General features: G+C 33.2%; 17 protein-coding genes. 10 read left to right on the top strand and 7 right to left on the bottom strand.

The features are described 5' to 3' along the window. Nucleotides 1–63: 63 nt before the first annotated feature. Complete coding sequence (locus tag ACEN2I_RS04110) at nucleotides 64–2,037, top strand: putative porin (protein WP_441764844.1); 1,974 nt, start codon at nucleotides 64–66, stop codon at nucleotides 2,035–2,037. A gap of 49 nt (nucleotides 2,038–2,086) precedes the next feature. Then, entirely contained in the window at nucleotides 2,087–3,448 is a 1,362-nt protein-coding gene (locus ACEN2I_RS04115) for a pyridoxal-phosphate dependent enzyme (protein WP_441764845.1), read from the top strand. Between the two features lie 73 nt (nucleotides 3,449–3,521). On the opposite strand, the gene ACEN2I_RS04120 is transcribed toward ACEN2I_RS04115, so the two are convergent. From ACEN2I_RS04120 to ACEN2I_RS04145, 6 genes are all read right to left on the bottom strand, one after another. Continuing rightward, nucleotides 3,522–3,728 (bottom strand): hypothetical protein, encoded by a 207-nt coding sequence (locus ACEN2I_RS04120; RefSeq protein WP_441764846.1) that lies wholly within the window; start codon nucleotides 3,726–3,728, stop codon nucleotides 3,522–3,524. A gap of 235 nt (nucleotides 3,729–3,963) precedes the next feature. Next, complete coding sequence (locus ACEN2I_RS04125; protein ID WP_441764847.1) at nucleotides 3,964–5,184, bottom strand: DUF763 domain-containing protein; 1,221 nt, start codon at nucleotides 5,182–5,184, stop codon at nucleotides 3,964–3,966. A 177-nt stretch (nucleotides 5,185–5,361) separates the two neighbouring features. Beyond that, complete coding sequence (locus ACEN2I_RS04130; protein ID WP_441764848.1) at nucleotides 5,362–6,792, bottom strand: glycosyltransferase family 2 protein; 1,431 nt, start codon at nucleotides 6,790–6,792, stop codon at nucleotides 5,362–5,364. A gap of 12 nt (nucleotides 6,793–6,804) precedes the next feature. Then, nucleotides 6,805–7,623, bottom strand: a complete 819-nt coding sequence (locus ACEN2I_RS04135) for a hypothetical protein (RefSeq protein ID WP_441764849.1) — start codon at nucleotides 7,621–7,623, stop codon at nucleotides 6,805–6,807. 25 nt (nucleotides 7,624–7,648) lie between these two features. Then, nucleotides 7,649–8,014 (bottom strand): response regulator transcription factor, encoded by a 366-nt coding sequence (locus tag ACEN2I_RS04140; RefSeq protein ID WP_441764850.1) that lies wholly within the window; start codon nucleotides 8,012–8,014, stop codon nucleotides 7,649–7,651. 80 nt (nucleotides 8,015–8,094) lie between these two features. Then, nucleotides 8,095–10,083, bottom strand: coding sequence for an ATP-binding protein (locus ACEN2I_RS04145; protein WP_441764851.1), 1,989 nt, complete (start codon nucleotides 10,081–10,083; stop codon nucleotides 8,095–8,097). Nucleotides 10,084–10,737: 654 nt separating this feature from the next. On the opposite strand from ACEN2I_RS04145, the gene ACEN2I_RS04150 reads away from it, so the two are divergent. Then, complete coding sequence (locus tag ACEN2I_RS04150; RefSeq protein ID WP_441764852.1) at nucleotides 10,738–12,597, top strand: T9SS type A sorting domain-containing protein; 1,860 nt, start codon at nucleotides 10,738–10,740, stop codon at nucleotides 12,595–12,597. Between the two features lie 76 nt (nucleotides 12,598–12,673). Continuing rightward, nucleotides 12,674–13,309, top strand: coding sequence for a sugar-binding protein (locus ACEN2I_RS04155; RefSeq protein ID WP_441764853.1), 636 nt, complete (start codon nucleotides 12,674–12,676; stop codon nucleotides 13,307–13,309). Here ACEN2I_RS04155 and ACEN2I_RS04160 read toward each other — a convergent pair whose 3' ends face one another. After that, complete coding sequence (locus ACEN2I_RS04160; RefSeq protein ID WP_441764854.1) at nucleotides 13,310–14,350, bottom strand: LacI family DNA-binding transcriptional regulator; 1,041 nt, start codon at nucleotides 14,348–14,350, stop codon at nucleotides 13,310–13,312. It abuts the gene before it with no gap. A gap of 318 nt (nucleotides 14,351–14,668) precedes the next feature. Here ACEN2I_RS04160 and ACEN2I_RS04165 point away from each other — a divergent pair, with 318 nt between their 5' ends. The 6 genes from ACEN2I_RS04165 (at nucleotide 14,669) to glmM (ending at nucleotide 22,618) form a co-directional block, all read left to right on the top strand. After that, nucleotides 14,669–15,577: a sugar phosphate nucleotidyltransferase gene (locus ACEN2I_RS04165; RefSeq protein ID WP_441764855.1), complete on the top strand. Its 909-nt coding sequence runs from the start codon at nucleotides 14,669–14,671 to the stop codon at nucleotides 15,575–15,577. A gap of 1 nt (nucleotide 15,578) precedes the next feature. After that, on the top strand, nucleotides 15,579–16,682 hold the full coding sequence (locus tag ACEN2I_RS04170; protein WP_441764856.1) for a phosphotransferase enzyme family protein: 1,104 nt from the start codon (nucleotides 15,579–15,581) through the stop codon (nucleotides 16,680–16,682). Nucleotides 16,683–16,687: 5 nt separating this feature from the next. Further along, the gene (locus tag ACEN2I_RS04175) at nucleotides 16,688–17,614 is read left to right on the top strand and encodes an NAD-dependent epimerase/dehydratase family protein (RefSeq protein WP_441764857.1); all 927 of its coding nucleotides are present in this window, start codon (nucleotides 16,688–16,690) and stop codon (nucleotides 17,612–17,614) included. Between the two features lie 31 nt (nucleotides 17,615–17,645). Further along, a complete protein-coding gene (locus ACEN2I_RS04180) occupies nucleotides 17,646–19,028 on the top strand; it encodes a sugar MFS transporter (protein ID WP_441764858.1) in 1,383 nt (460 codons plus the stop codon). A 176-nt stretch (nucleotides 19,029–19,204) separates the two neighbouring features. Then, entirely contained in the window at nucleotides 19,205–21,133 is a 1,929-nt protein-coding gene (gene nagB / locus ACEN2I_RS04185; RefSeq protein WP_441764859.1) for a glucosamine-6-phosphate deaminase, read from the top strand. A 102-nt stretch (nucleotides 21,134–21,235) separates the two neighbouring features. Continuing rightward, nucleotides 21,236–22,618 carry a phosphoglucosamine mutase gene (gene glmM, locus ACEN2I_RS04190; protein ID WP_441764860.1) on the top strand — a complete coding sequence of 461 codons (1,383 nt, stop codon included), beginning with the start codon at nucleotides 21,236–21,238 and terminating at the stop codon, nucleotides 22,616–22,618. Nucleotides 22,619–22,634: the final 16 nt, after the last annotated feature.

Raw genomic sequence — 22,634 nt, forward strand, 5'->3', positions numbered from 1 at the left:
TACATATTTATAATTTACCTTTGCTTTAGCATTTATCGAAATCATTATCTATAACGTTATCAAATGAGAATACTTTTTTTTCTATATCTATTAGTTGTACCATCTATATTGTTTGCTCAGAGGGAGACTCCTAAAAAGAATTTAGATATTAATTCGCAATATTCAAGTATTACTGATACTGTAAAAAAGAAAAAAGACCTCATAGCCAAGATTGAGCAATATCAAATTATTACGTTAGAACACGATACGACGATTGTTGATACTTCGTTGAGTTTAAAAAGTGTTTACAGGCAAAATTATCTGCGAAAAGACAATTTTGGACTTTTGCCTTTTTCTAATATCGGACAAACCTACAATACATTGCAGTATAGTCTCACAGATTTTTCTCCTTATCCTGATATCGGTTTTCAGGGAAAACTTTTTAATTTTTTAGATGCCAGCGAGATTAATTATTATCATGTCGCAACACCATTGACTGAATTGTTTTTTAATACAAGTATGGGTAAAGGTCAAAATGTAGATTCATTTATTACTTTAAACACATCAAAAAATCTTAACTTTTTTGCAGCTTATAGAGGTTTACGTTCAGAAGGGAAATATATTAATCAGCTTACCAGTATTGGGAATTTTAGGATTGGTGCAAGTTATAATACGACGGATAAACGTTATATTTTATATCTGCACTATACCTATCAGGATATTTTAAATGAAGAAAACGGCGGAATCACAACGCCGGAAGATTTTGAAAGTGGAGATCCGGACTTTGCAAATCGTCAAAAAATGGAAGTGTATCTGACAGATGCCGAATCTTTTTTAAAAGGGAAAAGACTATTTTTTGATCATGCTTTCAGAGTGAATCCTACAGAAGGAAACAATAATTTATACGTTACGCATCAATTTAATTTTGAAAATAAATTTTTTGAATACAAGCAGCCAACAGTTTTATCAACGGTAGGCAGCACTTTAGTGGAGCGATTTGGGGAGTCTTATGTTACCAGCAATATTAAGGACCAGACCCGTTTCGAAAAATTGTATAATAAAGTAGGATTGGCTTATGAAAATTCGCTACTGGGAAAATTTAATTTTTTCATTGATGATTACAGGTCAAATTATAAGTATAACCGTATCATAAGAAAAGATTTGCCAGATCATGATATTCTGGATAACTTATTTCAGCAGATTAATAATGTTGGTGCGCAATACGAATACCAGAAAAACAAATGGAATGGAAGATTTTTATTTTCAAGATCCATTACAAAAGAAGCTATATCAGATTTAGATGCCAAGCTGAGATATAATTTAAACGAAAAAATTCAATTTGATTTCCGTTATAGAAACATCAGCAAACTGCCAAATAACAACTATATCCTTTATCAAAGTAGTTATATACAGTACAATTGGTCAAATGAAAATGATTTTAAGAATGAAAAAATCAATTTACTTAGTGCCAAGATATATACTCCTTGGCTAAATGCTGAGGCTAGTTATACTGTTTTAAATGATCATTTGTATTTTGAAGATGTTTCGACTGACGAGCAAATTGCGGCTAAAACTCAAATTGTAAATCCTGCACAATACGGAAATACAATCAACTATTTGTCTGTAAAAGCAAACAAAGAATTTAAATTTGGCGATTTTGCCTTAGACAATACATTTTTATACCAAAAAGCAGATCAATCTGATTTGATTGTGAATGTTCCGGATTTTGTAACCAGAAATACGTTCTATTATTCGACCTATTTCTTTAAAAAAGCACTTTATATGCAAACGGGGATTATTTTTAATTACTTTACAAAGTATTATGGAAATGATTATAATCCCGTAATTGGAGAGTTTTTTGTTCAGGATGGTAAGAAAATAGGTGGTTATCCAACATTTGATTTTTTCCTGAACGGAAGAATTCGTCAGACCCGAATATATTTAAAGGCAGAACATTTTAACTCGGCTTTTGGAGAAAGCAATTATTATTCAGCTCCAAATAACCCATATCGTGATTTCGTTATTCGATTTGGTTTGGTTTGGAATTTCTTTCAATAAAACGGAATTTGTTTTATCTTAAAAAAGCAAAATTTAAACTTACATAAAAATGGACTTTTCAAATAATATTCTAGAAACCATTGGTAACACACCATTAGTAAAACTAAATAAGATTGTTGCCGAAATTGATGCCTTGGTATTAGCAAAAGTCGAAACTTTTAATCCAGGCAATTCTGTTAAGGACAGAATGGCTGTAAAAATGATTGAAGACGCTGAGGCTGATGGCCGTTTAAAACCAGGCGGTACCATCATCGAAGGAACTTCCGGAAATACCGGAATGGGATTAGCACTTGTAGCTATTATCAAAGGATATAAGTTGATTTGCGTGATTTCTGACAAACAATCGAAGGAGAAGATGGATATTTTACGCGCTGTTGGTGCCAAAGTAGTCGTTTGTCCTACCAATGTTGAGCCAACTGATCCCCGATCTTACTATTCGGTTTCAAAACGCCTTTCTGAAGAAACTCCAAATTCATGGTATGTAAATCAGTATGATAATTTATCAAACTCTTTGGCACATTATGAGCAGACCGGCCCTGAGATCTGGAAACAAACCGAGGGCAAAATTACCCATTTTGTTGTTGGAGTAGGAACGGGGGGAACTATTTCGGGTGTTGGTAAATATTTAAAAGAGAAAAATCCAAATATTAAAATCTGGGGAATCGATACTTACGGATCCGTTTTTAAAAAATACCACGAAACCGGAATCTTTGATGAAAACGAAATCTATTCGTATATAACAGAAGGAATTGGAGAAGATATTTTACCTAAAAATGTTGATTTTTCTTTAATCGATGGTTTTACAAAAGTAACCGATAAAGATGCGGCAGTTTACACCAGAAAAATTGCGTTGGAAGAAGCTATTTTTGTTGGAAACTCAGCTGGAGCCTGTATAAAAGGATTGTTGCAGTTAAAAGAACATTTCAAGCCCGAAGATGTTGTGGTAGTTTTATTTCATGACTCGGGAAGCCGTTATGTTGGCAAGATGTTTAATGATGACTGGATGCGGGAACGTGGTTTTCTGGATGAGAATGTTACAAAAGCAGAAGATGTTATTAAAGATCATATCGACAAGGAATTGATTGTGGTTCGTACCGAAGAATTGGTTTCGCACGCTATTGAACGAATGCGTAAATACAAAATTTCGCAAATTCCCGTAGTAGACATTAATGGATTTGTCGGTTCTGTTGATGAAACCGATTTGTTCAGAAGTTATGTAGCAGATAAAAATGTTGCCGAAAAACCTATCAAAGAAGTAATGGGAAAACCTTTTCCAATTGTAAGGTTAGGAACTTCAATCGAAGAAGTTTCTAAATTATTTACCAAGGAAAATGATGCCGTTTTAGTAGATTTAGAAAATGGGAATCATCATATTATCACTAAATATGATATTATTGGAGCAATAAAATAAGCAATTATAAAATTTAAAAACAAAAGGCATGCGAAGCAAAAAACTATGCCTTTTGTTTTTTAAATTTCTTATGCTATTGATCAGATTTTTTCTGATCAGAAATTGAATCTGAATTTTTCAAATTATTTTTAGATGGAAGACGATTCGGACTATCATCTATAAATTCTTCAACATTCTGTGTATTTTTATTTTTATCAGATTTTTTTTCTGAATATAAATTTTCAATTGTGTCTTTTTCAGGACAATTTTCGTTATCCGGATCATAATTTTTCTCGACCATGATTTTTTGATTTTAATTGTTTTTGTGTATTTTTTAATAGCAGTTACTAACTATTTGTATATTTATCTCTGTGGGTTTTAGGAACACTAGATATAGATCATTGTTTGATTTAAATAAAATAAAGTTAAAAAACGATTTGAATCTGCTTTTATAAAATTGTAATTTTCACTTATATAATTATCAGTATAAACGAATTAGAGTTTTTCGTATTTTTTATGTCAAAAAGGAGGTAAAATTAAAATAAATTCAATTGATTATTTGGACTTTGAGGTTTGTTTTGAGGTGGTTTTGCATCACCAAAAATAGTTCTTCCGCCATATTTGTAGGATTCATTACGTTCTTTCTGGATCAATGCATTAAAGTTTGAATTAGGGGTAAAGCTTTCTTCGGCTTTTCTAGAGATTTCAGATAGTTTTTTAATAGCATCTATTTTATCGCTATTGCCTATTTTAGCACGATTAATTGCTCTTTGCAAAGTGTCAATTGTCTCATCATATATTTTTATTGGAACAGGAAAAGGATGTCCGTCTTTTCCACCGTGGGCAAACGAAAAACGTGCAGGGTCTTCAAATCGGGTTGGAGTTCCGTAAATTACTTCACTTACTAAGGCTAGCGACTGTAAAGCTCTTGGTCCCATTCCTTTTAAAAGTAATAGTTCTTCAAAATCTTCCGGTTTATTCTCATGAGTAGCCCAAAGCATTGCACCGAGCCTTTTCATACTAACATCTTCCATTCGGACTTCATGATGCGCAGGCATTGAAAGGTGCTGCATCTCTTTCATTATTTTTGTTGGAGATTCTTTAGAAAGTTCTAAAATTCCTTCTCTGGATTTTGTAGCATTTTGTGCTGTAAGATTTAAAATAGAACCTTGGTTTTCGCCATATATAAAGGTATGAGGTTCATTTGTAAAAGATTTTAAATCTTGTGAATGCCAGTGATATCTTCTAGCAGTTTGAGAGTTAGGATTCATTCCTTGCTGAATAACGGCCCATTGCCCTTTATTATCCACTATAAAATTATGTTGGTATAATTGAAATCCGTCCTGAATCGCTGTATTATCAACCTTAGCAGTTAATCTGCTGCAATTCGCCAGATTATTACCGTCAAGTCCAGTTTTCTCACCAACAAATAAAAGTTCTTTCGGAGTTAGCATAGAATGTTTGCCCTTGCCTCCACAGATATAAATTCCTAATTCTTTTGAGTGTGGGTTGACTGATTTTTTTAAAGCACCTAACACAGAAGTGGTAATCCCTGATGAATGCCAGTCCATTCCCATAACGGCACCAAAACTCTGAAACCAAAAGGGATTGCTCAGCTTACTTATCACTTCTGAGGTTGAAAATTCCATTGCAATACTTTCAACAATAGAAAGACCCAGTTTAGACATACGTTCGGCTAGCCACAAAGGTACATGTCCATAATGTAATGGAAGATCAGCTGTTCCGGAACGTTTCATGATAGAAATTTTAATTATACAAAAATAAAAAAAAGTATTTTTTAATGTTTGATTTTAAAGAGTGTAGTAAAAATAAAGATGTTTCAGGTCTTAGAAAAATTTTGCAGGCTTGTTTTCAAATTTAAGAAGGTAGAAGTTTATAGTTTCTTTTTAAAATATATTTGATGTAGAAGATTTTTATTTTTTAGTAAATCCCTTTCTTGTCATTTCGCCCCATCCTTTGGTTCCCATAATTTTTTCTTTATATCCAATTAAAGCAGCGTATACTGTTAATGGATGAAAGTATATGGGTTCAATAAATGCAGCCAGTAAAAGTTTTAAAAAATCAGTTTGCTTTGGATACTTGTGATAGGTGCGTTCCTCGCTGTACAATGCAATAACTGAAAACATAACTGCAAAGAAATATACAAAAAGCAAAAGTAAAAGAAAAAAATGCCAGTTGAGTAAACCCAACACAACAAATAAGACTGTTATTATAAGGCCAATAAACTCTATAGCCGGAGCAAGGAATTCAAACAATGTCCAATACGGTACACTTAACATTCCTAATAATTTATATTTTGGATTCAGGAACATTTTCTTATGAAAGTCAAGGGTTTCAATTGTTCCTCGCATCCAGCGACTGCGCTGTTTTTTGAATATTTTAAAATCCTCAGGAGCTTCTGTCCAGCAAAGCGGATCAGGTATATAACTAACGGTGTAAGGTGTTTTGTTCTCAAGCATATAACGCCGCATACGTACGACAAGCTCCATGTCTTCACCAACTGTTTTAGTGTTGTATCCACCTGCCAATAAAGCTATTTCTTTGTCAAATGCACCAAATGCTCCGCTGATTAGTAGTAGTCCGTCGAGTCTTCCCCAAGCCATTCTGCCCAGAAGGAATGCTCTTAGATATTCTAAAACCTGTATTCTTGGCAGCATAGCATCCGGGATATTTACTTCGGTCAATCGACCGTTTTTAATGATACACTGGTTTGCTATCCTGACTACACCTCCGGTAGCAATAATACGCTTACCATAAGATTCAAGGAAAGGTTTTGCCAGCTTTAGGAGTGAATCTTTATCAAGGATACAATCTACATCAATGCAAACTACGTAGGGATTCTGTGCGATATTAAGACCTACATTAAGAGCATCTGCTTTACCTCCATTTTCTTTGTCAACTACTATAAGCTTTTTATAAGCAGCATTTCTGGATGTATAAATACCTTTGATTTTTTTAGTTTCAATTTTTGAATGAAAATCAAGTTCTGTCAAAAATAGATCATACTTTTTAATTAGGATTTCCATCGAATTGTCTTTACTGCCATCATTCACCAGAATTACCTGGTAATTATTGTAGTTTAATGAAAGTAAGGATTTTACATTTTCTTCAATTGTAAAACCTTCATTATAAGCGGGAGCAATTAATGATAAACTAGGGGCAAATTCGCTTGTAAGAAGTATATTGTAGTCTACAAAACTATTTTTTTTGAGGTATCCGGTAAGTTCTTTTGTTGAAAGATGTGCCAATATAAGATAAGAAGACATGATTAGTATCGCATAACCCAATATAAAGAAGAGATATATGTCAAAAAACAGCGTTATTTCATTATTTAAAAAAAACATCTTCTTATATTTTTAAAACATTAATGACCGTAATACGTTTTGAGCTTCAAACATTATTAATGTATTCGGAGCTTTAAATGTCAATTGCTCAACATAAGGAATTTTTTGTGTAAGTTTTAACTCTTTAATAAGCTTCAGCCCAAGTGAAATGACGGTTGTATTTTGTGATTCCAATAAAAGTTCTACACCTTTAGTATCACCTAAATCATGTTTTTTAAAAGCATTTATTATATTTATCTGCATCCAGTCATCAATAGGAAAAGGATGTTCTGTGAGGTATGTTATGCTTTTTGTACCCGCCAGTTTTATACAGGCATTTATTGAGGTGATTTTTAATGTTTTGTTCCTAGCCTTAGATATTTTTATTATAATGTCAAAGGCGCCTGTAATATTCATTTCTGCAAGTTCGGTTATTCCTTTACATTTGACTTCCCATTTTAAACTCTTTAGTTTTTTAAAAGAGTCATTTATTAATCCGGAATCATTGTAAAATTGTTCAAGTTTCTGTGCGTAATTGCCTTCGTAATTTTTATGCAGATCAATAATTGATTCTGTTAAAACAGCTCTGAAAAATGTAGAATTTAATGGCATCATCTCATGATTATCCTTAACGTCTGCAAAAGTAATATCCTGAAAAATTATTGATGATAGTAATTTTTCAATAAGTATAGCATATCCTATGCGCTTTAGTTCCTTTTTGATATTCTTACTGCGGCTTCTAATAATAAGGAAATACAGAATAAAAGATGTAGCTATAAATAAACTGATTGAAATGATTAGGAAGGGTTCTGTCCATTTACCATTTTTATAAAGTTCCAAAAAATTGATCATATCAAAATGTGTTAGTAATAATTAATTACACACGTGTTTTCAGTAATTTATTAATCCTCACTAAAAGTACAGCAGGGCTGATTGGTTTTGCAATAAATTCATTAGCACCTATATCAAAAGAATCCAACTCGGTTTGTTCAACACCAGAAGAAGTGAATATGATTATCGGAAGATCAGACATAATGGTTTGTCTTACATATTGCGTTATTTCCATTCCGCTTCTGCCTGGCATATTAATATCTGTCAGGATTAGGTCGTAAGTTTTTTTTTCAATAGCATCCAACGCATCCTGACCATCAGAGAACTGGTCGACTTCAAATCCGTTAGAAGTTAAGAAAAAAGATAATGATTTGCGTAGGATCTCATTATCTTCAGCTAAAACTATTTTCATTGGTTTAAATATTTATCTTAAAGCTAATTAACTTTATGAATCAGGGAAATATAGTAAAGCTATAGTATATTTCTCTTTTATCATAGTTCCTTTAAGTTTTTAACTACTTCAATGATTCCACAATGTAAAATATTCATTTTATCTGCACTTTCAGTGGTAAATTGCCCAAAATTAGCTTCTTGTTCAATAATGGACAAATAATTGGAAAAATCTTCCAGCATGAAAATATCAAAACTGGATCTCATATTATGAGTCAATTTCTTAACAGTATCAATATCATTATTATTAAATGCTTCTTCAAGCTGATCTATTTCATTAGGAATTTTTTGTATAAATAAACCGATCATATCCTGCTTAAAATTAACATCACCGCAAGACATTTCATCTAAAAAAGAAAAATCAATCTTCCTTTTTGAAGGAATTTTAATACCTTTATTCATAACTGTTTTTATAGCCTCTAGCAGCATTGCTTGTTTAAAGGGTTTAGGTACATAAGCATCCATTCCTACGTTGTAACAGCGTTCCTGCTCACCTACGAGAGAATGGGCAGTCATGGCTATGATTGGAATTGTCAGATTCATTTTATTTCTGATGTATTCTGTAGTCTGGTATCCGTCTTTAACAGGCATCTGAAGATCCATTAATACTAAATCATATTTGTTTTTTGACAACAGGTCTATTCCCTCTTCACCATTTTCGGCAATGTCTAATTCAAAGCCAAAATTAGAAATAACACTTTTTGTAAGTTTCTGATTTAAAACATTGTCTTCACAAAGAAGGATTTTTAATTTACCTGGGTGCTGTTCGAATCTTGTTTCAATTGGAGTATCAATGTGATTTGCTTTTTTATAAGTAAGTACAAAGAAAAATTCTGAACCGCGTCCTTCTTTGCTTTTTACATGAATTTCAGCATTTTGAAGTTCTACTAACTGTTTTACAATGTTAAGTCCAAGTCCTGTGCCTCCAAATCTTCTTGTCGTACTTTCTTCTGCTTGTGTAAATCGGTCAAATATTGTTTTAAGCTTCTCCTCATGTATTCCTATTCCGGTATCTTTAACTGAAAATCGAAGAGAATAATGGTCGGCAGTTTCGCTGATTTTTTTTACAGAAATTGTAACTTCGCCTTCTTCAGTAAATTTAAGTGCATTACCTGTAAGATTAACCAGTATCTGGTTTAATCTTCCCTGATCTCCTATTACAATTTCAGGTAATTCGGTGTCCACGAAGAGATTGAATTCAATAGCAGCGGGTGCTTTAACCTTTAGTAAATTATATGTATGTTTAAGTGTCTTTTTTAGGTTGAATGGCTGTGCATCAATAGTCAAATTGCCTGATTCTATTTTGGATAGGTCAAGAATATCATTTATAATTAACAGCAGATTTTCTCCTGCAATTTGTACACTATCAATATAATCCCTTTGCATAATATCTAAGTTTGTTTGGGCAAGAAGATCTGTAAAACCAATTATAGCATTCAGAGGTGTCCTGATTTCATGACTCATATTAGCCAAAAAACTATCTTTTACTAAAACAGCACGTTCGGCAATTTTTTTCTGAGTATCCAGTTCAATATTTTTTGTTGATAGTTCCAATTGATTTATTACGTGCTTTGCAATAATTGACAACGCATTTCTCTGGTTTTCGTTAAGTTCCTTTGTAACATGATCTATAGCACATATAGTTCCTATGTTATAACCATCAGGTGTTGTTAACGGAATTCCCGCATAAAACCTTACTTTAAATCCTCCCGTAACATTAGGATCTTCTTTAAATCTATCGTTTAAAAGCGTGTCTGGAATTTCTACCATTTTAGATTCCATAATGGTGTATTGGCAGAAACTAATTTCTCTGGGTATTTCTGACAGACCTATCCCGACTTCCGATTTAAACCATTGTCTATTTTCGTCAATGAATGAGATATGAGCTATTGGTACACCACATATATACGAAACAAGTTTTGTTGCATCATCAAAAGCATGGTCAGGCAGGGTATCAAGAATGTTATAACGTTTTAATGCTGCTAAACGTCCTTTTTCATTGTTTAATATTGGGAGTTTTATGTTTCTCATTTTTTATCAAAGGTAGAATATATAAATATAAATAATTTGGGCTAGAACTATACAACAAAAGTAGAAAATGAAGTTTTGTCATTTTTTTTCTATCCATTTTAACTAAATCAGTTTTTATAATTGATTAGAAATGAAGTTTTTTATGAAGTTAAACATTAATAAAATTTATTCAAAAGAAAAGTTTTTTAACCGCACTTTTAAAGCTTTGAAGGGCAGAAAAGGTGATGCTTATAAATATAATCAATTTTGATATTTTTTTAAATATTTTCACTTAACATTTATTTGCTAATGCTGTTGTTAATGTAGTTAATTACCTATATATGTTCGAACACATTTTGTTGGTTATTAGAAATGGTTAAATTGTATATAAGAAAAAAATTACAAATAACAATAAAACTAATTATTTTTTGTGTTCGAGCACATTTTTTTGGTTTTTTGTGTTGCCAATTAAAATTCATTATTTACATTCGTGGGAAATAAGTTACTTCTAGTTTGTTTTTATAAACGTAATGATTATTAAATCAATAACTTGATGGTCATAAAACATTTTGCTTTGACAAATTTAAACAGAAACTAAGCTTGTTTTTTTAGATTTAAATATTGCAATATTTAACTACAGATTTTTTTTAAGTGTTAATCCCAAATTTCAAAATTATGAAAATCAAAAAAATTACATTTATTATTTTATTTTGCTTTGTTCAGGGTTTTTCTCAGACATACGTATCAACAACAGGAAATGATGTTTCAGGAACAGGAACAGCTGCTTTGCCATTTAAGACCATTGTAAAAGGGGTTCAGGCAGCACCTTCAGGAGGAATCGTATTGGTTTTGTCAGGAACATATGCTGTAACAGGCCCAATTTATGTTGGAAAACCATTGACTATCCAGAAAAGTGGTTCGGCCGCTGTAGTAATTAACGCATCAGGCTGGACAAGTACAGATCCTTATGTTTTAGGTATTGTGAATACCAGTAATGTTACCATTGATGGTTTGACGATTTCAAACAAGATTGGGAATGGAAGTAAGGGAATATGGATTTTAGCAAATTCAGGAGCTACAGCTAATCTAAACAATATTACGGTCAAAAATTGTATTGTTAAAAACATTGGATGGATTAGTAATAACCTTTCTTCAATTCCTGCCAATAGCGGCATTGTAGCCAATGCTATTAAAGTAGATGGAGGAAATGGTACTTACGCCATTACCAATGTTAAAATTGATAATAATGAAGTAAATAATTGTGCTACAGGGTGGGGAGAAGCAGTGACCTTAACAGGAAATATAAATGGTTTTTCGGTTACAGGAAATACGGTATACGACATTGCAAACATAGGAATTGTTGCTGCAGGAAATTATACATCAACAGGAGCTGTAAGTAATAATCAGGCCCGTAATGGAATTATCGCTTCCAATGAAGTTTTTAATTGTATGAGTGCTGTTGCCAATAGCGCCGGTATTTACGTAGATGGCGCTTTAAATTGTACTGTACAGAGAAACGAAGTTTTTAATTGTGGAGTAGGAATTGCTGTTGGAGCTGAACAAAATACCACTACTGGAAACGGGGGGCAATCTAGCGGACATATCATAAATAATAATTCAGTTTATAACAATGTTGTAACCGGAGCTATTTTTGGTGGTGTTATTGGAAGTGGTTATACTACGAGTGTTGGAAATACTAAAATTTTTAATAATACCTTTTATAAAAACAGAACTGGGGCGGTTATCAATGGAGTTACTACTATTGCAGGGATTGCCGTAGGAACAATTGCTGATATTTATGGAGGTGAGGTTCATCTTCAAAACAGTTCGGGGATTACCTTCAAAAACAACATTCTTTACGCGACAACCAACAAAAAAGCACTTTTGGCTTCTTACGGTTACACGGTTTCGAGTTTTGTGTCTAATTATAATTTATTTTACAGAGAAGGAAATACTGATTTTATTATTGATTTAACAGGCGTAAGTTTTAACGGAAGTTCAGCAACAGGATCTTATAATCGTGCACAATTTACAACAGCAACAGGACAGGACGCAAATTCTGTAGTAGGTTCACCAGGATTTGTTAACGCAGCTGCTTTTAATTTTACCTTGGCTTCAGGAGCTTTTGCAGCAGATAAAGGAGATACCACTTACAATGCAACTTATTCAGGAACTCTGGATTTTGATGATGATATCCGTAAAAGAAATGGACGTATCGATATTGGCTGTTCTGAACTTCAAACAGGATCAACAGCAAAAATGGCTTCTACTATTGAAGCAACTGAAGAATTTGCTCCAAGCTTCTCTGTTTTTCCTAATCCGGCTTCAGATGTAATCAATGTCAATTTTGGAAAAGATATTGATTCAGCAAATGTTACTTTATTGGATCTGAATGGAAAAGTGCTATTAAATGAAACGTATAATAAAACAAATACAATAACTGTCAACGTTTCTAAATTAAAAAAATTACAGTTGGTTATCCTTCAGATTAATGCTGATACTAAAATAACGAACAGTAAAATATATCTGAAATAAATACCACCTATTTTAGGGAGCAAAGAGTTTTTCTTTTTGTTCCCTTTTTTTATTTAAAATTCCGTAACTTTTAAGTATGAAAAATTATAACGTCCATAGAATCGAAAAAAACATTTTGCAAGTAAGTGGTTTGGGGGATAATCCTTTTTGGACGAAAGCTGAAATTCTAACCGATTTTACTTCTCCCTGGAGCGATTTAGAAGAGGAAAAGATGGAGTTTCGATCTTTATGGGATACTGAAAATATCTTTTTTTGCTATACTGTCTATGATACCAATCTTCATATTGACAGAAAGGATGACTCAGTAGACAGCATTGGAGAATCGGATAGAGTTGAGATTTTTTTTAGAACAGATGAAACATTAAATCCTTACTATTGTTTAGAAATAGATCCAACGCCAAGATTAATGGATTTTAAAGCATCCCCTGCCAAAAAATTTGATTTTGACTGGAATTGGCCTGAAAATCATATTAATGTAAAATCATGTACAAAAAAAGATTGTTTTGTAGTCGAAATTGCCATCAGTATTCAGTCTTTAACTAATTTTAATTTAATTAAAGACAATAGTATCGAAGCCGGGATTTACAGAGCAAAATATAAAAAACAAGCAAATAATCTTTTTGAACCTACCTGGATTTCATGGGTAAATCCGAATACCGAAACACCCAATTTTCATGTTGCAAGTTCGTTTGGTAATTTGACTTTACTTTAATTATAAAAAATAATCTTTAGCATTTTCTGTATTGATAATATCAATAGGCAACAGTTTTTGCGTCCTAATTTCTTTCTCAAAAATGAAGTATTCTATCAAACTTGTTGTGCCTAAATAAGCCTGTCTTTTCGGATTTTGATGAATCAAAAAGTCTATTGTTTTATTGTTTAAAAATTCCAGATTATTTTCTAATAAATCATAACCCACAAGCGCAATCTTTTTTTCGGGATTTTTAGCAATAATTTTTGCGACCTGATACGCTTTTGAAGTCGTAACAAAAAGACCGCTAATATTTGGATTAGCTTCTAAATATTCCTTAAGTGTTGTTTTAAATTGAGGATGCTTTACCTTAAAAGTTTTGATTTCGAATTTTCCTTTTTCTAAATTTTCAAAATAATCCCTGAAACCTTTTTCTTTTTCCTGCATGTGAATCGCATTCTCATAATCTTCATCAATATGGATAATAGCAATTGTTCCTTTTTGAATCAATAAATCGAGTAATCTTGCAGCAATTCTTCCGCTTTGAAATAAATCCTGTCCTACAAAACTTTTGATGGCATTTGATTTAAGCTGGTTATTAAAGATACTGGAAATAATACCTTTAGAATTATAGGTTTCAATAGCATCTATTGCTTCCTTGTGAAACAACGGAACCAGTAAAACAGCATCCGGAGCAGCATTTAAAACAGCTTTGTTCGTTTCTACAAAAGAGGCAGTACTTGTAGCATCAAACAAGAAAATTTCTACTTTAACATTGAAAGATTTAAATTCTTTTTTAGCATCATTTATACCATCAATGCAAGGCTGCCAATAAGGATCATTTTTAGAATCGGGAAGTAAAACACATATGGAATAAATTTGTGTTTTCTTTAAACTTCTGGCCATCAAATTGGGTTGATAATCGATTTTATCCAAAACTTCATTTACTCGGTCAAGTGCATCCTGAGAGACTTTTCCTCTTTTATGCAAAACACGGTCTACTGTTCCTTTAGAAACACCTGCCAGTTCTGCAATATCCTTAATTGTATAAATTTTTTCCATATAGAAACAAATATATATAAAAATCGAATATAAGAAAATATTAAATTATATGTGTTCGAAAACATTTTAATTGTGTTCGAGCACATTTTAACACTATTTTCTTTTTTTATAAAATATTAATATATATTTTAGCCGAATATTAATCATATAGCGCATGATATTAACTAAAATATTGTCAGATTAATATTTATTTTTTGATTTAATGAATAAGTTATTAAAATCTAAAAGGGGTTTTGAAAGATACTTTTTTAAAAACGAGAAAAATAAAAATACCATCGAAACAAAATAAAAATAATAAACCATTAATATACTATTTAAATGAGCAAAAGTAAACCTACTCTCGTGATTTTGGCGGCAGGTATTGGAAGTCGATATGGAGGATTAAAGCAGTTAGATACATTTACTCCCGAAGGTGATACCATTATGGATTTTTCAATATATGATGCATTACAGGCGGGCTTCGGAAAATTTGTATTTATTATAAGCAAAAATATAGAAGAAGAATGCAAAGAAATTTTTAATAAAAAATTAGAAGGAAAAGCCGAAGTAGGATATGTATTTCAGGAAATTGATAATGTTCCTGCAAAATACCAGAACCCGGAAAGAAAAAAACCATGGGGAACAGGACATGCATTATTAATGGCAAAAGATGAGGTAACTGAAAATTTTGCCATAATAAACGCCGATGATTTTTACGGAAAAGAAGCTTTCGAAATTATGGCAAAGGCTTTAACACAAATGGACAAAGAATCCTATCATTTTAATATGATGGCCTATCTTTTGAAAAATACAGTTTCAGATCACGGTTTTGTTTCAAGAGGAGAATGTCAGGTAGATGAAAATAATTATCTGACCGATGTTACAGAACGCACACACATCGAAAAAATTGATGGCAAACTGATGCGTAAAGATGACAATGGCGAATTTATCCTGATTGATGAAAATACCATCGTTTCCATGAATTTTTGGGGATTCACGCCAAAATGTTTTGAGTTTGGCGGTGCTCTTTTTGAAGAATTCCTTAAGGAAAACGAACACAATCTAAAAGCCGAATTCTTTATTACATCTGTAGTAAACGAAATTTTAAAATCAGAAAACGCATCGCTAGAAGTACTTCAGTCCAATGCAAAATGGTTTGGTGTTACTTACAAGGAAGATAAGGAAATTGTAAAAAAAGAAATAGAGAAGTTAAGAGCCCAAAAAGTTTATCCAACAAATCTTTGGTAATATGGCAGCAGAACATTTAAAATTTATATTCGACCAGTTTGACCATATTGAAGTTTTCAAAGAATTTGAAGAATTAGCCTCTGGTCATATCAATGATACCTATTTGATTACTACTGATAGCTGTAGACAGTTTATTTTACAGCGCATTAATAATGGTGTTTTTAAAGATGTTCCAGGACTTATTGCAAATAAGGTTGCCGTGAGTAAACATTTGCTAAAAAAATTAAAACACTTGTCTGAAGAAGAACTAAAGCGCAGGGTTTTAACTTTCATTGGCACAAAAAAAGGTGTTTTTTATTACCATGATAAAGACGGCAATTTCTGGAATATGATGGTTTATATAGAAGGAAGTCTGACGTTTGAAACCGTAAACAATGAAGAAATCGCTTATGAAGGCGGAAAATTATTTGGTGAATTTTTAAATCTAACCAGTGATTTTGATGCCAGAAAACTAACAGAAGTAATTCCGAACTTTCACAACATGGCTTTTCGTTATTCACAGTTTAACAAGGCATTAAAGGAAGCATCAATACAACGAATTGAAGATGCAAAAAAATATATTGATCTCGTTATTGAGCTTAAAGAAGAAATGCATGTTTTACAAAATCTAAAAGATGCCGGAAAAATAAAACTAAGAGTTACGCACAACGATACCAAAATATCAAATGCCCTTTTTGATATCAATAAAAAAGGACTTTGTGTAATTGATACAGATACTGTTATGCCCGGAATTATCCATTATGATTTTGGAGATGCCATACGAACCATCTGCAATACAGCTGCAGAAGATGAAAAAGATCTGGAATTAGTCAATTTCAATTTACAATATTATAAAGCCTATGTAAAAGGTTTTCTTGAGAAAACAAATTCGTCGCTTTCTTTATTAGAGATCAAATATTTACCGCTTGGTGCCAAGACTATGGTGTTTATTATGGCATTGCGTTTTTTAACTGATTTTTTAAATGATGATATTTATTATAAAACAGAATATCCGGAACACAATCTCGACCGTTCGAAAAATCAATTTAAATTGATTGAAAGTCTCTCGGAACAGTTTAAGGAAATGGAAGACTATAATTTGAATTTCATTGGATCATTAAAATAAGAAAAATGAAAAAGTATGTAATTACGGGAGGTGCTGGTTTTATTGGAAGCCACATTGCCGAGCATTTATCTAAAGAAGGGCATAAGGTTACCATATTAGATAGTTTAAGAACAGGATTTGAACACAACCTGAACGGTTTAAATGTAGATTTTGTGAAAGGAGATATTCGCGATGAAAATTTAATGAGTGAAGTAATCGCTGGAGCATCAGGTATATTTCATTTGGCAGCTTTGGTTAGTGTTCCGGAATCGCTTTTAAAAATAAGAGAATGTATTGAAATCAATACCATCGGAACAATTAATATTCTGGAAGCTGCAAAAAACAATACAGGTTGTAAAGTCGTTCTTTCTACTTCTGCAGCAAATTATGGAAACAACCCTGTCTTGCCGAAAGTAGAAACGATGTTCCCGGAACCCATGACACCCTATGCGATAACCAAATTAGACGGAGAATATTATCTAAAAATGTATCTCGATCAATATCAGGTTCCAACGGCATCTTTAAGATATTTCAATGTTTTTGGACCACGCCAGAATCCGGAATCGGCGTATGCGGCTGCAGTGCCTATTTTTATTAATAAAGCACTTCAAAACGAACCTATCACTATTTATGGGGACGGATTGCAAACCAGGGATTTTATTTATGTAAAAGATGTGGTGAAAGCCAATATTCTGGCTTCGCAAAAAGGAAATGAAACCTATAATGTTGCATTGGGTCACAGTACTTCGGTATTAGAATTGGCAGAGAAAATTATAAATATCACCAATTCAAAATCGCAGATTAAATTTCTGGAAGAGAGACCCGGTGATATCAAACATTCGAAAGCTAATCCTGAAAAGTTCAATCAATTGGGTTTTAAACCGGAATATACAATTGATAAAGCTTTAGAAGAAACTATACTTTTTTACGATCAGCAATTAGTGAGCAAATAATCAGAATATTAACAAAACCAAAACCAAGAATATGTCAGAAATCGATATCACTTTAAAAAAAGAACAAAGCAGTACTTTGATTCCAATGGTTATTTTAACCTCCTTATTTTTTATTTTTGGATTTGTAACATGGCTCAACGGACCTCTGATTCCGTTTTTTAAATTAGCTTGTGAATTAACCGAATCACAATCCTATTTTGTGACTTTTGCTTTTTACATTGCTTATTTTGTAATGGCAATTCCGTCTTCATTCCTAATTGAAAAAGTAGGTTACAAAAACGGAATTTCATTAGGATTACTGGTTATTGCAGTTGGTGCATTATTGTTTTATCCAGCGGCTGCTACACGAACTTTTAGTTTTTTTCTGATCGCTTTATTTGTAATGGGAACCGGTTTGGCCGTTTTGCAAACAGCAGCAAATCCGTATGTTGTGGTAATTGGTCCAAGGGAAAGTGCCGCAGCAAGAATCAGCGTTTTAGGAATTGCAAATAAGTTAGCAGGATTTCTGGCTCCGTTATTATTAACTGCATTAGTGTTGTCGAATATAGGGGATTATTCTGCAGATAAAATTGCTGTAATGACATCAGTGCAAAAAGAAAGTGCACTTGATTTATTGGCTTTACAATTGCAGACGCCTTATATATACATGGCAGTAATTATGCTGGTGTTGGCAGTTTTGGTAAAATATTCACCACTTCCTGAAATCAATTTAGACGATGAAGGACAAGTGGCACATTTAAGCATTTTCAAACAAATAAAAGAAGCTTTCAAACATCCGCAATTGGTTTTTGGTGTTATAACGTTAATGGTTTATGTCGCCGCCGAAGTTTTGGCAGGAGATTCTATTGGAGGTTTTGGAAAACAATTAGGTGTTTATGGTGAAAATGGAGCTTTTTATTTAAAACTTACTTCGTTTACCATGACCGCAATGGTTATTGGCTATATTTTAGGAATTACACTTATTCCTAAATATGTTTCTCAGGTCTTTGCCTTAAAAGTATCAGGATTTTTAGGTCTTATTTTAGTTGCACTAATCGTTATACTTTCTCCAAAAATTATGGTTCAGCTGCCGGGAATTCCAGAATTGCCAGTAATAATTATTTTAGTGGCTCTTTTAGGATTGGCAAATGCACTTTGCTGGCCGGCAATCTGGCCAATGGCACTTCAGGATTTGGGCGGATTTACAAAAATTGGAGGCGCAGTATTGATTATGGGAATTATTGGCGGTGCAGTTTTTCCTTTATTCTATGGCTTATTGGCAGATACAATCAATACAGCAAACGAAGCTAAAGGAATTGCTGAAACAGCAAAAAGCGGTAATCAATTAGCGTATTTAATTTTATTGCCGGCGTATTTAATGATTGTATTTTTCGCATTTAAAGGGCATAAATACAGAAGCTGGGAAAAAGCCTAGAAACACATAAAAGTAATTTTCGTTACTGCTCTTTTTAATTAATCGATCTAGTAAAATTGGATTAAAAATAAAGCACTCAAATATCACATTTGAATTTGCTCACGCTCAACTTATCCCTTTTTAAAGGAAAGACATTTAAAAAAAAATAAAGAAAAAAACAATAAATATATTTCAAAATGATAAAAAGTAATATTGATAAAGCAACAGGTTTCGAGAAACGATTCGAAAACATCAATACCGTTGTTTTTGAAAATTCTTCAGATGCTTCAAAAGTGGTTGCTCAGGAAATTGCAGCTTTAATTCAATTAAAACAAAAAGAAAATCAGCCTTGTATTTTGGGACTTGCAACGGGTTCTTCTCCAAAAGGATTGTATGCTGAATTGGTTCGTTTACACAAAGAGGAAGATTTGAGTTTTAAAAACGTAATCAGTTTTAATCTGGATGAATATTACCCGATGGAACCAAATTCGATCAATAGTTATGTTCGTTTCATGAAAGAACTTCTGTTTGATCAAGTTGATATTTTACCTGAAAACGCTCATGTTCCGGACGGACTTTTAACAAAAGAACAAATTGCAGATTATTGTCACGAGTACGAAGCTAAAATTGAAGCACTTGGCGGAATTGATTTGCAAATCCTTGGAATTGGAGGAAACGGGCATATTGGTTTTAATGAATCAGGTTCGCTGCAAAATTCTAAAACGCGTTTGGTCGCTCTGGATCATATTACAAGAGTTGCAGCAAGTAAAGATTTTTATGGCTTGAGTAATACGCCAAGAACGGCAATTACACTTGGCGTAAAAAAAATTATGGAAGCTAAAAGAGTGATCTTAATGGCTTGGGGAGAAGGAAAATCAAATGTGGTAAAAAGATCGGTGGAAGATGAAGTTACCAATCGTGTACCAGCTTCATTTTTGCAGGAACATAGTAATGCTGTTTTTGTTTTGGATAAAGAAGCTTCTTCAAAACTAACCAGAATCAACAGACCCTGGCTGGTAGAAAAAGTAATCTGGACAGACAAATTAACTCGTAAAGCTGTTTTAGGATTAGCGCTTCAGCTTAAAAAACCAATTTTAATGCTTACCGATGCTGATTATATCGAAAACGGAATGAGTGATTTATTGGCAGATTCAGGTCCTGCATACGACATCAACATTAAAATATTCAATAAACTACAACATACCATTACAGGCTGGCCGGGCGGAAAACCAGATGCAGATGATTCCAACCGACCTGAAAGAGCAGAACCAGCAAAAAAACGTGTCTTGATTTTTAGTCCGCATCCTGATGACGACATTATCAGTATGGGAGGGACTTTCATGCGTTTGCAGGAGCAGGGGCATGATGTTCATGTGGCATATCAAACCTCAGGAAATATAGCTGTGGCTGATGATGAAGCGTTGCGTTTTGCAAGATTCGTAATTGATTATAATGAAAAATTTGGAATCAAAAGTGCAGATGCAGAGAACATTTACCAAAAGGCAGTAGCGTTTTTAACCAATAAAAAGAACAGCGAAATTGATATTCCCGAAGTACGTTACATCAAAGGATTAATCAGAAAAGGTGAGGCGAGAGCAACAAGTCATTTTGTGGGTTTAACCGATGATCAGATTCATTTTATGGAACTACCGTTTTACGAAACCGGAACAATCGAAAAGAAACCAATCGGACAAGAAGATATTCAATTGACGATGGATTTAATTGAAAAAATAAAACCACATCAAATATACGCAGCAGGAGATTTAGCGGATCCGCACGGAACGCACAAAGTTTGTCTGGATGCTATTTTTGAAGCTGTAAAATCTTTAAAACCAAAACCATTTATGAAAGACTGCTGGCTTTGGCTCTACCGAGGAGCCTGGCAGGAATGGGGAATTGATGAGGTTGAAATGGCAGTACCAATGAGCCCGGATCAGGTTTTGGCAAAACGTCACGGAATCTTCAAGCATCAATCGCAAAAAGACGGCGTTGTTTTTCAGGGAACTGATGCAAGGGAATTTTGGCAAAGAGCCGAAGACAGAAACAGAGAAACAGCAGCAGTCTACCAACAAATGGGTTTAGCGAGCTACGCAGCTATGGAAGCATTTGTAAGATGGGAGTATTAAAAAATGAATTTTATCATATAAGTGATATAAGTTTATTTAGTTACTAAAGTTATAAGATTCTATATATGGTTTAAAATTCTATGTGGTAAAAAATAAATCAAAATGGCATTAATAAAATCAATTTCAGGAATACGAGGTACAATTGGGGGAGTGGTAAATGAAAATCTAACTCCCGTCAATGCCGTAAAGTTTGCCGCAGCCTATGGTATGTGGCTAAAAGGACAAAATTCAAAAGAATTGTTAAGCATTATTTTAGGAAGAGATGCGAGAATTTCAGGCGAAATGATCAGCAATCTGGTAGCCAATACACTCACAGGTTTAGGGATTAACGTTATAGATATTGGCTTGTCAACAACACCCACTGTTGAAATTGCCGTCACATTAGATCATGCTGATGGCGGAATTATAATTACCGCAAGCCATAATCCAAAAGAATGGAATGCCTTAAAGTTATTGAATGAGAAAGGCGAATTCCTAAATGCTGTTGAAGGAGAAAAAATCCTCAAAATCGCAGAAGACGAAACTTTTGTGTTTTCAGAAGTGGACGATTTGGGAAAATATGAAAAGAAAGAAGGGTATATCAATCAACATATTGAAGAAGTTTTAAAATTGGGTTTGGTTAATGCCGGTGCGATTAAAGCATCAAATTTTAAAGTAGTTGTTGATGCCGTAAATTCAACAGGAGGAATTGCTATTCCGGCCTTGTTGGAAAAACTGGGAGTAGAGTGCATCAAATTGTATTGTGAACCCAATGGTCATTTTCCGCATAATCCCGAGCCTTTAAAGGAACATCTAACGGATATTTCAGAATTGGTAGTAAGGGAAAAAGCTGATTTTGGAATCGTTGTAGATCCGGATGTTGACAGACTCGCGATTATTTGTGAAGACGGTTCTATGTTTGGAGAAGAATATACTTTAGTAGCCTGCGCAGATTATGTTTTGGGTAAAACAAAAGGAAATACAGTTTCAAATTTATCTTCATCGAGAGCTTTAAGAGATATCACTCTAAAGCATGGCGGTAAATATGAAGCCAGCGCAGTTGGAGAAGTAAATGTGGTTGAATTAATGAAAACGACAAACGCCGTTATTGGAGGAGAAGGAAATGGCGGAATTATTTATCCGGCATCACATTATGGCAGGGATTCCTTAATTGGTGTCGCTTTGTTTTTATCGCATTTGGCGGATGCAAAAATATCCTGTAAAACGCTTAGGGAAAGTTATCCCGATTATTATATGAGCAAAAACAAAATTGAACTCACTCCCCAAATTAATGTTGATGAAGTTTTAGAAAAAATCATTCAAAAATTCAGTAGTGAAAAACCAAATTGCATCGACGGTGTGAAAATAGATTTTGAGAAGGAGTGGGTGCATTTGAGAAAGTCAAATACGGAACCCATTATCCGAATTTATACAGAAAGTTTTTCCCAAAAAAACGCTGATGAATTGGCTGAAAAATTCATCTCGGAAATAAAAGAATTATTGTAGTCATTGGTAGCCGGAA

This window comes from Flavobacterium sp. W22_SRS_FK3 (genome assembly GCF_052113665.1).
Classification (GTDB): Bacteria; Bacteroidota; Bacteroidia; order Flavobacteriales; family Flavobacteriaceae; genus Flavobacterium.